Raw genomic sequence first — 13,859 nt, forward strand, 5'->3', positions numbered from 1 at the left:
ACCCCTCCTTTAGGCCCGCGGGTCCATCAAAGGGAGGGGAGCTTAAAATCCCTCTCCCCTCGTGGGAGAGGGTGGCCGAAGGCCGGGAGAGGGGCAAATTCGGCACCTTCACCCATTCCCCATCAGCGGGATATATTTGTGCAGTCTCTGCAGGATCGATCCGGTCTTTTCCTGGTGGGATTTTAAGGATTGTTCCAGCGAGGCGATTTTGGCTGTCATTTCCTCGAACATCTTCTGGTTGAATATTTCCGAGTCCTTACCCATCGTATCGAGACGTTCGTTGATGTTGCTCAAAGCCGATGCAAAACCAGGAGTTTCTCCGGAAGGTGCAGCACGCTCCGGAGTTGTCTCTCCACCCCAGAAGTGATTATCAAAATCCAGATCACCGATTATGTCCTTCACCAGAGCCACATCAATGATGGTGGTCTCTTCGGCAAAGGCCGCCAGCAGGATGAAATCACAGATTATGTTGATCAAACGCGGAATGCCTCTGCTGTAGGTGTAGATGATGGTCATTGTTTCAGGAGAGAAGCTGACGGCATTGCGGCCGCCTGCCTTTTCCATGCGGTGCATGATGTACAGCTCTGTTTCAAGCTGGGTGAGGGGCTGAATATGACAGTTGATGCTGATGCGCTGACGCAGCTGGATCAGCTCCGGTGAAGCCAGCGTCTTACGAAGCTCCGGTTGGCCGACCAGAATGATCTGCAGGAGCTTGGCACTGTCGGTTTCCAGATTGGACAGCATCCTGATCTCTTCCAGAATGTCCTGGGACAGGTTCTGTGCCTCATCGATAATCAGCACCGGCCTGTTACCCTTCATGTACTGCTCAATCAGGAATGTGTTCAGGTCCCGCAGCATGGTGATCTTGTTCTTGTCCTGAACCGGCAGGCCAAAATCGTCATTGATCATTGCTATCAGTTGTTCGGAATTGATTCTGGTGTTGAAGATCTTGGAGAGAACGACATTGCCGAGATGTTTTTTGATAAGATTTCGAATAATTGTTGTTTTTCCCGACCCGACTTCACCGGAAAGAAGGATGAAACCGGCCCGTTCACGAATGCCATAATCAAGATAGGACAGCGCCTTCTTGTGCGATCTGCTCATGAAGAGGAAGTCAGGATCAGGCAGCAGATCAAAAGGCTTTCTTGTTAGATTAAAAAAGGACTCGTACATGCTTTACCTCGGAATCATGGATTGGCGTAGCTCTGCCGGTAATAGAGATGGCTGTCGCTGTGGTATTTGGCCGCCTCGTTGTACACGACGCCAAGGAGAGAGGTCCCTTTCAGGCAATCCATTGTTTCCGATATTTTCTTCAGCGACACCTCCCCTTCTTTCACGACCAGCACGACGCCATCCACCACACTGCTCAGGGAGCGCGTCTCTGCAAACGGCAGGACCGGCGGAGTATCTATAATGATGTAACGATCGGGATACCGGTTCTTCAGTTCCAGGAAGAATTCCTTGACCCGCTGGGAGGAAAAGACTTCTGCTGGATTGCGCACTTCGCGCCCGGCTGTCAGAAGGGAAAGTTTCCCGATTCCGGTTCGAATGATCGCATCCTTGACGTCAACACCATCCAGCAGGCATTCCGTAAGTCCGACCTTGTTCTCTATCCCCAGATACGTATGTATTGATGGTTTCCTGAGATCAGCGTCCACCAGCAGAACAGTATGATCAAATTCCTGCGCCATGCTGAGAGCAAGATTGAGAGCCGTGATGCTCTTCCCCTCGCTACCGATGGAACTGGTCACCATCAACATGTTGCTGAAGCTGTCGCTTTTGGTGAGCCTTACTATTGCTGATTTCAGCTTGCGGTATTCTTCTGCTGCCGGCGTATTGAGATCACCTGCCGAAACAAGCAGCTGGTTGGTCACCTTCAATGCTGCGCCGGCAACGGGCGGAGGTACATGTTGCATGTGGGGCTTTTTCTTTTCGTCTGCCATCGGAAACATGCTGTTGCGCAGCTTTTCCGCTTTTTCAAGGGCTTCTTCAATTCTGCTCATGGGATATCCTCTCAACTATCACAATGATTATTTTAAGGTCAGGTTCTTCATGTGACTCAGACCTTGCTTGATCGATGCGGCATCCAGAGGTACAAATGAAAGGTCACGCATCAGCTCAAAGGGGAGTGTCGCCAGAATGCAGAGAAAGTAGGCGCCGGCTGCAATGTAAAATCTGCGGTCGCGCCTGCGCTGCAACTCGATCTCCTGGAGGTTTTCTATCGTCGGCACTACGGCAAGAATACGAACTCCGAGCGATTTAAGGGTATCGAGACTGCGCACCGAGCGATCCATACGATCCCATAGAATCAGCAGCGCCAGACTGCCGAAGAGACCGCCTGCAATTCCTAAAAGGATCAACCGTATCCGTGGCTGGCTGATCGGTTTAATCGGAATAACTGCCGGATCAACGATTCTGAAGGTATTCGATTTATCCTGCACCTCCATCTGCTTTGAAACCTCGGACTGCCCGTGCCTGGCTATCAGCTGTTCATAGAGGTTCTTCTGACCGTTCTTTTCGCGTTCCATTTCCTCAAGCTTGGTCCTGGCAGCCGGAATGCTCCTCAATATCCCCTGTTTCTGGGCAATCAGGCGCTGCTGATTCCGCTCTGTGTCACGCAGCGAATTCAGTTCCATCCTGATCCGTTCCTGCTCAATTGATGGATTTGCTGCCATTTCGGCTCGAACCTTGCCTGATTTCATCTGCTCTCTGACCGAAGCGATTTCATTTTGAACTCCCACCAACTCAGGGTGCTGATCGGTGTAAACCAGACTGAGATCCTGCTGCTTACGCAGCAGTCCGCTCAGCTTTACCTGCAGCGGATCGTTCTTCCTGGACAGGGTCAACATGCTTTCCAGTTCACGACGCTTGATACTCGCCTCGTTCAGCTTTTCCTGTGCATCACTGATATCGCGCAGTACTCCTTCTTCACTTTGTCCAAGAATCCCACCCTGGGATCTTCTGAAATTGTTTGAAACAGCTTCTGATTCTTCCAGTTTTTGTTTGAGCGTTGCTATCTGTTCCCCGATAAAACGGGTTGCACCGTAGGACTCTTCTCGCTTTGACGAAGTGTTGTCCTCTATGTAGCGTCGCACGAGGGTATTGACGTAATCACGCGCAAGACGGGGATCGGTGTGGGAGAAGGAGATAATGAACAATCCTTCTTTATCCTTGAGTTTGACGTCAGTCATGCTCTGGAACGCCTTGACCATGTTTTCCACCTGGTTAGGATCGTTCTTGTTGATGTTCAGGTCCAGATCGTCAAAAACCTTGAGCAGAAGGGTTCTGCTTTTTATGGAATAGGACAGGACCCTGATACGTTCTTCAATTGAAGGAGTAACGGCAATACCCTTGACAAGATCGCTGATTACGCTCTTTTCAATAAAAACCGTGCTCTCCGCCTGATACCGCTCGGGCTGCAGATAACTGAAAATAACCACTGCGGTCATGATCACCAGGGCAGTTATAACGAAGAGATATTTTTTCTTAACGACAAGCTGAAGATATTTCCTGTAATCAAAATCTGAAGATTCATTCATGCGACACCCCGCTCGAATTTTTAAAAAATGCGGTCATACCAATGACAACATCTCTTCTATTCAGAACATACTTTCCTTGACCACAACATAATCGCTGGGCTGCAACTTGATATTCTGAGTCAGGTCGCCGTCGCTCCAAAGATCCTTGGCCTTCACCGGAATGATGACATCCTTGCCGTTTTCCTTGCGATATATGGTGGTGTTATTCTGCTTGGCAAATTTGTTGAATCCGCCAGCTTCCAACACAGCTTCCATGACGGTCATCCCTTCGCGGTACTCGATATACCTGGGGGCATTGACCGCTCCCAGCACGTACACGCTCTTGTCTCCCAGCAGCGGAAAATAAATTGAATCATGGGATTCAATGACGATATCCTCACTGGTGTCCCCACCTATGAACAGTTTGTGGAAGTTGACTTTGACCATCTTTCCCTCACGCATCACGTAGGCGCGCTTGAGATCAGCCGACCTGACATCGCCTATGGAACAGAGCAGCTGAAGCAGAGTGGTGCGCCGGGTCAAGTCGTACACCCCGGATTTGACCCCGCCGCCGAACACATACACCTTGCTGTTGGTAATTTCCCTGACACTCACGGTTACGTTGGGAGACTTGACCAGTTGTCTAAGCTTGTCAGCGAGAGACTTCTGCAGTTGCGGGGGGGTCTGACCATTGGCTTTGACATCTCCGAGACCGGGGATAGTTATCTTGCCGTCAGGACGGACTTTGGCTGATAAATTGAGTTCCTTGACCCCCCATACAAAAATATCCAGAACATCCCCCTCCCCGATTACGTAGTCGGCGGCCCGGACAAGACCGGGAAAAAGAATAATTCCAACCAGCACAGCCAATAATGTTCTTCTCATACCTTTCTCCTTTGCGCGTTCCATGGTTCGTGATGATGATTGGATTGTCGTTTTAACGTGCACCCCGTCTGAACAGAACAACCTGGATTGTTTCCAGAATGATCATCAAATCAAAGGCCAGGGATATATTCTTGATGTAGTAGAGGTCGTAACGCAGCTTTTCAACGGCATCTTCCACGGAAGCGCCGTAGGGATACCTCACCTGGGCCCATCCGGTGACCCCGGGTTTCACGAAATGTCGTTCCGAATAATACGGAATACGTTCTTTGAGCTTTTCTACGAATTCGGGACGTTCGGGACGAGGACCAACCATGCTCATATCGCCTGAAAGCACGTTGATGAATTGCGGTAGCTCATCGATTCGGCACTTGCGGAAGAAGGCTCCCAGGCGAGTAATGCGGGTATCATTCTTTTGTGCCCACACTGCACCGGTTCCGTTCTCGGCATCGGCTCTCATTGTTCTGAACTTGTACAGAAAGAAGTGCTTCTCTTTCTCGCCGACACGTTCCTGCCGATAGAAGACGGGACCAGCTGAATCAAGCTTTATGGCAAGCGCGATCAAGGGAAGAAATGGAAGGGTCAAGATGATGCCGATGAGAGCACAGATCAGATCCATGGCACGTTTCCCCCCCCTGAGCCATGAGCTGACCTTGAAACCGTCGGAAAAGATGATCCAGCTGGGGTTGATCCCCTCTAAAAAGAGCTTGCCGGTCACCTTTTCGTAAAATGATGGTGCATCGATCACTTCTACCCCGCTGAGTTTGCACGCCATTACCTCGTGAAAAGGAAACACACCGCGTCGTTCCGAGAGCGACACCACGATCTTGTCCGCTTTTTGCTGCCTGACTGTTTCATACAGCCCCCCCTTGTTTTCCAGAACCGTTCCGACAGGAACCTGTGAAGCTTCGTTAGAACAATTGACATACCCTGAGAGCACGTAATTTTCGTCTGTCGAGGGAATAATCGCTCCCACATGATCCGCCAGGGGTCCAACACCAAGGATCAGTATCCGTCTGGCAAAACCCTTGAAGTTCACATAATGGCGGTACAAAAAGTGGCAGATGAACTGAAGCATGCCAAAGATTACCAGGGAGACTGCGAGGATGCCGCTGCCCTGGCTCCCGGCTGGCAGCGTATAGGTGAACAGGGCCAGAACATAGGCGGAGAGACCAAGGGAAAAGGCTATCTTAATAGCCATGTCACTGGCGAACATCTCATTGTGGTTTCTGTAGAACTCAACCAGAAATGAAGAAAAGACCACAATCGTAATGTAGACAACAATCACTCCATAGCCCAAGCCACGCACGTCTCCAATGGTCGGTATGGTCCGGTTTCGAATGAGCAGTGCCACCGGCAGTGAAAGCAGTGCGGATACAATGTCGCCCATAACCAGTAGAATCATTCTCTTGTGTAATTCCACATTGCTCCTCGTTACATACTTTTTGAAAAGTGATCAGTTCAATTCAGTCAGCAGATACCTGGCTTGCCTGGCATCAGAGAAATCTTGGGCATCCAAAGCCTTATGCAGCCGTAAAACGGCCTGACTCTTTTCACCTGCAGCCTTATGGGCCAGAGCGAGATGATAATTTATGGCAGGATCTCCAGGCTTGATCGATTCAGCTTTAACAAGTATCCGGACCGCCTCCTGGTGATTGCCGTTTTTCAGGTGTGCATACCCGAGGGTATCCAGAATCCCCGGGTTTCCTGGCTCCAGGGCTGCTGCTCGAGTGGCCAGCCGTAAAGCTTCATTCCGGGTGCCATAGCCTTGGGCGTAGAGATAGGCCAGATTATTCATGGCCAGGGCATAATCCCCCGAGAGCGTTATGGCCGAACGGTAGTTGTGAATTGCCTCCCGGAACTTGCCCTGCTGTTCGTACACAGTGCCCTGGCTATACCAGGCGGGTGCAAAATTAGGGAACTTCTGCAATGCATCGGCACTGATTTTCAAGGCCTGGTTGTAATCCTTTGTTTTGGCGTGCAACGCCACCAGCATGAGGTACACCTGGGGATCATTTCCGTTACGTAAGATTTCTTTTTTCAATTCAGTGACTGCAAGATCGATTTTCCCCTGCTCCTGGTAAACAGAAGCCAGCAACAGGTATCCACGTGAGCCATCGGGCCGGAGATTTATTGCCCGCTGAGCCTGGTTAACGGCCTCCTGCAGCTTTTTGGTAGCCACCAGTACGTGTATCCTCAGCGCCAGACCATTCTCAGGTGCCAATGATTCAAGGTCTTCAATGGTTTTTAAAGCTTGTTTGTACTGCTGTGTTTTCAATTGAAGCCGCGCCTTGTTTTCTATGATTTCCGGAGAACGTGGAATAAAAGAGGTCGCTTCCTGCAGGACCGCAAGAGCCTTTTCAAACCTGCCGCCATTCTCAAAGTGTCGAGCCAGTTCCAGATATGCAGAGGGTTTGTGGGTATTACTCACCTTGAGATACCAGGCGTCCGCCTCGGCTTCACGTCCGGTGGCTTCAAGCAAGGCCGCCATATCAAGCATGGCCTTGATGTTGTCCGGTTGCTTGACCAGAACATCCCGGTATTCCTTCAGAGCCAAATCTGAATCTCCATTGCCGGAATGGTAAACTGCCAGAGCAAAGTACGGATCAACCGACCTGGGATTGCGTGCTTTTGCCTTTTGCAGAAAGCAGATCGCTTCTTTCGGTTTTTTCTGAGCGAATCTGACCTTGGCCATGGCTGAATAGAGTCCTGCATCATCCGGTTTTCCTCTCAACCCTTCACTCAAGGTATCAAAAGCTTTAGCGGCATCGTTCTTTTGCATATAAAAGGATGCCAGAATAAGCCGTGTATTGAGCAGTTCGGGGGCGACCCTGATTGCCGTCACAAGATCGGTTTCCACTTCGGAGGTCTTTCCCTGGCTTAAATGAACAATTCCTTTTTTGAGATAGGTATCTATAAGTGTGGGATCACAGGACGCTGCCCTGTTCAGCTCTTTCATTCCCTGTTCATACATACCCTTGGCCAGGTAGGCACTGCCCAGAAGGTTATGGGCCATGGCATTGCCGACATCCTTTTCCAGAAGCTTGTTCAACTCAGCGATGGCATCATCGTAGCGTTTCAGCTTCAAGAGCAGCATGCTGCTTAACAAGCGGGCCTGGTGAAATGTGGGGACCGCATCAAGTACCAGCCTGAATTGACTGAGAGCATTTTCAGGTTCCTTGTTGGCATAAAGGCTGAGACCAAGAAGGTAATGACCGCTGGCAGTCGGAAGCAGTTTGTTGGCCGCCTGAAATGCGGTTATCGATTCTTTGTATTTCTTGTTGCGATACAGGATGATGCCTTTAAGACGCTGCCCCTCCGAGTTTCTTGGAAAATTCTTCAAAAGCTCGGCTGCCGTGGACTCTGCGCAGGGCACATCACCTAATTCCAGGCAGAGAAGACCTGCCCTGTATGGCGCAACCGGATCTGCATGATTCAGACTTTCCAGTTTTCTGTAGATGGCCAACGCCTGTTTTTTTCTACCCGCCGACAGTTCCATCTCAGCCAACAAATTATGAGCCTGTTCATTTTTGGGATTCGACGAAATCACATCCCCAAGTAATGCCTCTCCCTGATCAATTTTTCCTTGGGCTGCATAGAGCTCCGCCAGTCTGAGAGTGGCTGAAACTTTCCCATGTTGTTTCAAAAGCGCACGGACAAGAAATCCTTCCGATTCGCGGGGCATTTTCTTCAGCCCATAAGCGACTCCCATGGCTTCGAGGGCCTCTGCAGATTCAGGCTGAAATTCGAGGTACTTCTTAGCCTCTGCGATGGCAAGATCCGGCTTGTTGGAAGTGTTGTAAAGCTGAGCCAGTTCGAGCCAAAGATCATTGCGGGTAGGGTTGAGCCTTTTTATTTTCTGCAGTTCCTTCTCAGCCAGGTCAGGTTTCCCTGCCGCCATAAATGCCCGCGCCAGTTGGTGTCTCGCGTCAACCAGGTTCTGGTCTTTGCTCAACGCATTCCTGAACAGTACGATGGCTCCCGTGGGATTGTTTTTATGCAACTGTCTGACCCCGTCCGCATACAATTCAGGGCCTGTCTTTTCTGTGCAGCCGGATAGGCACCACAGCATCAGCAGCACTATGATCAATATTTTATGCACGCCAGACCCTCCGCCATCTGTTCAAAAAAAGCAGAACGTAAGTCCAGGTATAACCACAAAGCGTGCCAGCCGCACCATTGCTGGTTTCTAGCGAATTATCAGTTCCTTACAAGGGAAACGCCACATTGATAGCTTGTTAAAATTTGAGAGGGTTCAGTGGTTACGGTGTCGGAAAGCTGTAATTGAGGGGGTTTTAGGACAGGTGTAAAAATATGACTGGTGTTAATTGTATTGCCCCGCATCGATCTTAAATGGATGACTGCAAGATCACGGGATGTAAATAATCCTAACCATCCGTCGGCACGACTTACACTTTTACCGGATATCACAACTGTAAACTTTATTAAAACAATACTTTAGACCTTGGCATACCAGTTGCTCACACAGTCATGTGTCCCGAATGGTACCACTGCAATCGGTTCCACTACAGTACTGAGGCACCAGTATCAATGTACAAAGGAGATTTCTATGAAATATGCCTGCTCCATACTGCTCTGTTTATTTATGCTTGCAGCTTATTCTCTCTTCGATGCACATGCATATTCGGTATTGGAGGATAAGCTAGACACGACAAGAACACAAAATTCTCCTGCAGGGGGGGAAACAAAATTCGAAGTACCTTTCTTCAATGAGCTGTTCGATCCGGTTAATTCGGCACCGACACCATACAGGCTTCAGGTGGCTTCACACGGCATGCAGGTCGAATTTGCAGAAAAAGCTCTTCTCTCTGTTCTTAGCAGAGCCAATGAGTGGCCTCGGCAATCAAAGACTCACGGCAGCAGCCTTAACCTGTCGGATTTTTTTTCAAACTCCCAGCTTGGTGAAACCCCGGATGCAGTAACGATTGCCTATGATCCTTCCATGAGACTCAGGCAGTTCTCAGAACAGTACCCCAAGAACGGTCTGCTCTCCCCATCCTCCAGCAACACACCTGCTCCAGTGCCTGAACCTGCCACTCTTATGCTCCTGGGCTTTGCTCTCAGCGGCATGGCATTGTGGGCCAGAAAACGAAAATAGGCAGATTGAGGTTGAGGTTGAGTTCAAGGAACTTCCTCAATCTCAATCTCAACCTCAACCTCATCACAAATTGTGAATGATGGGGCACATTGAAAAAGGCCTCTGCCGGACTTAGGCGACTAAGTCCGGCAGGGATCTGGGGAATGCCGTTTTTTTGTCAGATCGCCCATTGGTTCCAATCCAGCTTAGGAGTCTGTCGGACTTAGGAAGTCGTAGCGAAAATTCGGCTGGGGGAGGACAGATTTTGGCGATTTTGCAGGTCAATAGTTGTTCTATTGACCAAGTAAGCGACGAAATATGGTCCGTCCAGATTGATTTGCAGTAGTTTTACCCTAAGTCCGACAGGCTCCTGGCACTACCTCTATGAAACCAGTGAGGAAAATATGAAAGATACTGAAAGCCATAGCAATAAACACGCTCTGGAGCGCATACCTCTGTTTTCATGCCTTGCAAATGATGAGCAGGAAAAACTGATTCAAATTATTTCTGAGAAACAATACAAAAAGAATTCCATCATTTTGATGGAAGATGACTCAAAAAATTACATGTATGTCATTTTTTCCGGAAAGATAAAGGTTGTACGGGTTAATCCGGACGGGAAGGAACAGATTCTGGTAATACGCAAACGCGGAGATTTTTTCGGTGAGATGACTCTTTTGGATGGCAAGGCACAACCTGCGACAATCGTGGCCATGGAAGATGCGGTTGTGGGATTGATTTCCAAAATAGACTTTGAAAAGTATTTCATGCAGAACGAACATGTACTGAAGCAGATCATTTCCCTGCTCTGCGAGCGACTCAGGGAGTCATGGACCATGCTGAAGGTTCTGAGCCTGAGCGATGCTGAAACGAGGGTGCGTGCTGTACTATCTCACATCAGCTCGGTGTACGGCATCAAGGACTTGAGGGGAATAGTCATTCCATTCAAGCTCACTCACAAGGAAATAGCCGATCACTCCTCGCTTACCCGTGAAACGGTGAGTCGACTCCTCTCACGACTGAGCCAGTCCGGCGAAATAGAAATCATGGACAACAAGCACATCCTGCTGACTTCACACTTCATACGGCCATACTAATATTCAACCATATCAATTAAAAACGGCAATTAGCACCACAGAGTCACGGAGAACACAGAGAATTCAGGACTTATTGTTTGTAATCTGAAACAGGAAGGTGAGCTGTTCAGTGTCCTCTGTGGTGAAATGCCTTTCTTAGGAAGCTGTTGAAATATTCAGGTTGTTCAAAAATGGTCAGATCGTCGCCCCCGGAAAAAGTCCCGCGGAGGCCCCTCACCCGGCCTTGGCCACCCTCTCCCATAAAGGGAGAGGGAACTGAATGCCCTCCCCTTTTTTGGGAGAGGGATAGGGAGGGGGCCAGCGCTACGCCGCACAAGGTGGCTTTCGAGGACGGCGGCGAGATGGCTGTTTTTCAACAACCTTTTAGGGTTAAATCAACCCTTTTTCCCGCATGTAACATACCTGCCTTCTCACCTGCGGTATCTCCATTTCCAGTGATTGAACCAGATCGTTGATGCCATCATTGCAGTTCATGCTGGCGCTCTCTAACAGGCCGGCACATATGTGGGTTATTTTCCTCAGTCCCAGGTTTTTACTTCCCCCCTGAAGGTGATGAGCTTTTTCGTACAGTTTGCCGAAATCGCTGCAAGCCACCGCTGCACGCAGTGCAGGCATGTTTTCCTCAGCACTCTTCAGAAAAGGCTCAAGTACGACCGGGACCAGGTCCTTGCCTGTCTTCCTGAACATATGCACAAGTTTCTGCAGCCTTTCGGAATCGAAGACGTCATCTTCCATGCACCCTTTCACTGCATCAGACTGAGGATGAGTTTCCGGACCAGTGGGTTCCTGGTTGGGAAAAACCCACTGCTGCAACTTCGCTTGCAAATCATGTGATCGGATCGGCTTGCTCAGGTAGTCATCCATGCCTGCGGCCAGGCACTTTTCCCGGTATCCTTTAATGGCATTTGCTGTGAGTGCAACGATGACAGTGTGCCTGTTTTCGCCTTCCATCCGCCGGATCTCTGCAGTTGCCTCAAATCCGCTCATGTCCGGCATATTGCAGTCCATAAACACAATGTCATAGGTCTGCTTGCAGATTCTCTTAACCGCTTCACGACCGCTTGAAACAAGATCCGTCCTGCAGCCCATGTAGTTCAGCATCGTTTCAGCCACAAGCTGACTGGCCGGATTGTCTTCTGCCACAAGCACATGAGGTTCTCTGGGTGGATCAGGTTGATCCTGCACCCTGGCAATCCCGGGAGTAACTAGAATTGCTCCAGTGTTTTTCTCGGTCTTCAGGGAAGCCTTTATCACTGCTTCCGTGATCTGCTGCATATAGAGCGGCTTTGCGATCTCTCCACAAAAAAACGATTGGATGCACTGAAGTTCGTTTCCGTAATCCCGGCAAGGTGGCTTGAGCAGCACTAGCCTGGTAGAAGCAATGCTGCTATCCTTTTTTATTGTTTTCCCCAGGGTTACTCCATCCAGATCCGGAAGCGTGTAGTCGATCAGGGCGACACTGAAAGGATCATTATACAGCTGGGCACTTCTCAGCATTTCAAGCGCTGTTTCACCGGATGTTGCCAAACTGCAGCGCAGCCCCATGAATGCCAGATATTTAGCCAGGACAAGCCGGTTCTGCATGATGTCGTCAACGATCAGAACGCGCATACCCGCAAGATTCGAGACATAAGGCACCGGTTCGACCCGGTATGACAGATCCAGGGGCAATGTCAGAGTAAACCAGAATGTGGTTCCTTTTCCGAGCGTGCTTTTAACCCCTATCGTGCCACCCATCATTTCAACCAGACTCTTGCAGATCGCCAGCCCAAGGCCGGTTCCTCCGGCGGTACGTACAGAGATGGTATCTACCTGGTAAAACTTCTGGAACAGCAGAGGCAGCTTGTCTTCTGCAATCCCGCAGCCCGTATCGCTGACCCGAATGGTAAAAGCAGCCCCGGTTTCAATGATTTCCTGACACTCCACACTGATTACCACGCAACCTTGTGTCGTAAATTTCATGGCATTGCCGACAAGATTTACCAAAACCTGCCGGATGCGTCCCGCGTCACCTTTCAGATGAGTCGGGATATCAGGGGCGCAGTTTACTATCAGCTCCGGTTGGTCTGCGTCCATTTTAGGTGCAAGAAGGCTCGCCACATCCTCGCACAGTTCACGCAAGTCGAAAGGAACCGGCTTCAACTCGATCTTGCCCGATTCCACTTTAGAGAAATCCAGAATATCATTGATTATCTCAAGCAGAGTGTTGGCGGAATTAAGTATCCCGAATGCAAAGATACGCTGTTGTTCGGACAGTTCAGTCTTTAGCAGCAGATCGGACATGCCAACGACACTATTCATCGGGGTACGTATTTCATGGCTCATGGTTGCCAGGAAATCGCTCTTGGCACGGTTTGCGGTTTCAGCCTGCTGGTATGCTTCGATTAGTTCGTGGGATTGCTGAACGATGTGATCCCGGGATTTTTCCAATTCTTGCGTGTGACGCGCAATTTCCGCCTGGGCCCGTTTCTGTTCCGTGATGTCCCGCACAATGGCGATTACCTCATCAGCTGAGCTTCGCACTGAGCGCAATTCAAGATAGCGCCGTCCACCCCTTATGGAGAGTTCGAAACAAAGCTGCACATCATCTGAATTTAGCCATTGCCTAAGAGTGTCCTGAGTGGCTCCATCGACTCCGAGTGAGAGAATGTCCCAGATGCTGCGACCTATCATCAAATCAGGTAGAAAGAAAAAATCTTCGGTGGGGGGTCTGTGGCAATCGAGGATGGTTCCATCACATTGGCATCGGATGATCAGATCAGGAATCGCCTTGAGCAGAGCGAGATTTTTCTGTTCGCTCTGCCGTACGGCCTGTTCCATCTGTTTCAGAATCCGTTCCTGATTCTGTTTGTAGATGGCCATTTCCAGGCAGTGTTTGAGATCGCTGAGGCGAATCGGTTTTTCGAGATAAGCAAAGGTGTTGGTTGATTTGGCACGGGAGAAGGTAGCTTCATCACCATGAGCCGTTGTATAGACAATGGCTGCGTCAAGGCTGGATCTGATGCGCTCGGCAGCCATGATACCGTCAATGCTACCCTTGAGGGTGACATCCATCAGGATCAGATCAGGATGTACGGCGGCTGCTGTTTCCACGGCTTCTTCACCATTATCGGCAGTAGCGACAACGTCATATCCCAAACCAGCAAGCAATTTGCACAGCTTATCTGCTATGGCTGTCTCATCCTCAACAACCATAATCCTGGACCTGCGATTCACGACTTCTCCTTCCCTGGTGCCATGTAACACTTTTGTCTTCGCATCACA

Annotated in this window: 9 protein-coding genes; 2 read left to right on the forward strand and 7 right to left on the reverse strand. The window is 49.7% G+C overall.

Annotated features, from left to right (window positions below):
* Window positions 1–108: 108 nt before the first annotated feature.
* The 6 genes from KJB30_RS03620 to prsT are packed head-to-tail and all read right to left on the reverse strand — an operon-like array spanning window position 109 to window position 8,502.
* Complete coding sequence (locus KJB30_RS03620) at window positions 109–1,173, reverse strand: XrtA/PEP-CTERM system-associated ATPase (protein WP_214296579.1); 1,065 nt, start codon at window positions 1,171–1,173, stop codon at window positions 109–111.
* A gap of 14 nt (window positions 1,174–1,187) precedes the next feature.
* A complete protein-coding gene (locus KJB30_RS03625) occupies window positions 1,188–2,003 on the reverse strand; it encodes an XrtA-associated tyrosine autokinase (protein WP_214296580.1) in 816 nt (271 codons plus the stop codon).
* A gap of 27 nt (window positions 2,004–2,030) precedes the next feature.
* Complete coding sequence (locus KJB30_RS03630) at window positions 2,031–3,539, reverse strand: XrtA system polysaccharide chain length determinant (RefSeq protein WP_214296581.1); 1,509 nt, start codon at window positions 3,537–3,539, stop codon at window positions 2,031–2,033.
* A gap of 60 nt (window positions 3,540–3,599) precedes the next feature.
* On the reverse strand, window positions 3,600–4,403 hold the full coding sequence (locus tag KJB30_RS03635) for a polysaccharide biosynthesis/export family protein (protein WP_214296582.1): 804 nt from the start codon (window positions 4,401–4,403) through the stop codon (window positions 3,600–3,602).
* Window positions 4,404–4,455: 52 nt separating this feature from the next.
* Window positions 4,456–5,823 (reverse strand): TIGR03013 family XrtA/PEP-CTERM system glycosyltransferase, encoded by a 1,368-nt coding sequence (locus KJB30_RS03640; protein ID WP_367618920.1) that lies wholly within the window; start codon window positions 5,821–5,823, stop codon window positions 4,456–4,458.
* Between the two features lie 33 nt (window positions 5,824–5,856).
* On the reverse strand, window positions 5,857–8,502 hold the full coding sequence (gene prsT / locus KJB30_RS03645) for an XrtA/PEP-CTERM system TPR-repeat protein PrsT (protein WP_214296583.1): 2,646 nt from the start codon (window positions 8,500–8,502) through the stop codon (window positions 5,857–5,859).
* A 468-nt stretch (window positions 8,503–8,970) separates the two neighbouring features.
* On the opposite strand from prsT, the gene KJB30_RS03650 reads away from it, so the two are divergent.
* Both KJB30_RS03650 and KJB30_RS03655 read left to right on the forward strand, forming a co-directional pair.
* Window positions 8,971–9,519: a PEP-CTERM sorting domain-containing protein gene (locus tag KJB30_RS03650; RefSeq protein ID WP_214296584.1), complete on the forward strand. Its 549-nt coding sequence runs from the start codon at window positions 8,971–8,973 to the stop codon at window positions 9,517–9,519.
* 383 nt (window positions 9,520–9,902) lie between these two features.
* Window positions 9,903–10,595, forward strand: a complete 693-nt coding sequence (locus KJB30_RS03655; RefSeq protein ID WP_214296585.1) for a Crp/Fnr family transcriptional regulator — start codon at window positions 9,903–9,905, stop codon at window positions 10,593–10,595.
* A 369-nt stretch (window positions 10,596–10,964) separates the two neighbouring features.
* Here KJB30_RS03655 and KJB30_RS03660 read toward each other — a convergent pair whose 3' ends face one another.
* Window positions 10,965–13,811, reverse strand: coding sequence for a hybrid sensor histidine kinase/response regulator (locus KJB30_RS03660; protein WP_214296586.1), 2,847 nt, complete (start codon window positions 13,809–13,811; stop codon window positions 10,965–10,967).
* Window positions 13,812–13,859: the final 48 nt, after the last annotated feature.

This window comes from Pelotalea chapellei, from assembly GCF_018531195.1.
Taxonomy (GTDB): Bacteria; Desulfobacterota; Desulfuromonadia; order Geobacterales; family Pseudopelobacteraceae; genus Pelotalea; species Pelotalea chapellei.

What these genes read in the sequence shown, in the direction of transcription:
- KJB30_RS03620 (WP_214296579.1), bottom strand. Translation starts at nt 1,173, where the DNA reads ATGTACGAGTCCTTTTTTAATCTAACAAGAAAGCCTTTTGATCTGCTG.
- KJB30_RS03625 (WP_214296580.1), bottom strand. Translation starts at nt 2,003, where the DNA reads ATGAGCAGAATTGAAGAAGCCCTTGAAAAAGCGGAAAAGCTGCGCAAC.
- KJB30_RS03630 (WP_214296581.1), bottom strand. Translation starts at nt 3,539, where the DNA reads ATGAATGAATCTTCAGATTTTGATTACAGGAAATATCTTCAGCTTGTC.
- KJB30_RS03635 (WP_214296582.1), bottom strand. Translation starts at nt 4,403, where the DNA reads ATGAGAAGAACATTATTGGCTGTGCTGGTTGGAATTATTCTTTTTCCC.
- KJB30_RS03650 (WP_214296584.1), top strand. Translation starts at nt 8,971, where the DNA reads ATGAAATATGCCTGCTCCATACTGCTCTGTTTATTTATGCTTGCAGCT.
- KJB30_RS03655 (WP_214296585.1), top strand. Translation starts at nt 9,903, where the DNA reads ATGAAAGATACTGAAAGCCATAGCAATAAACACGCTCTGGAGCGCATA.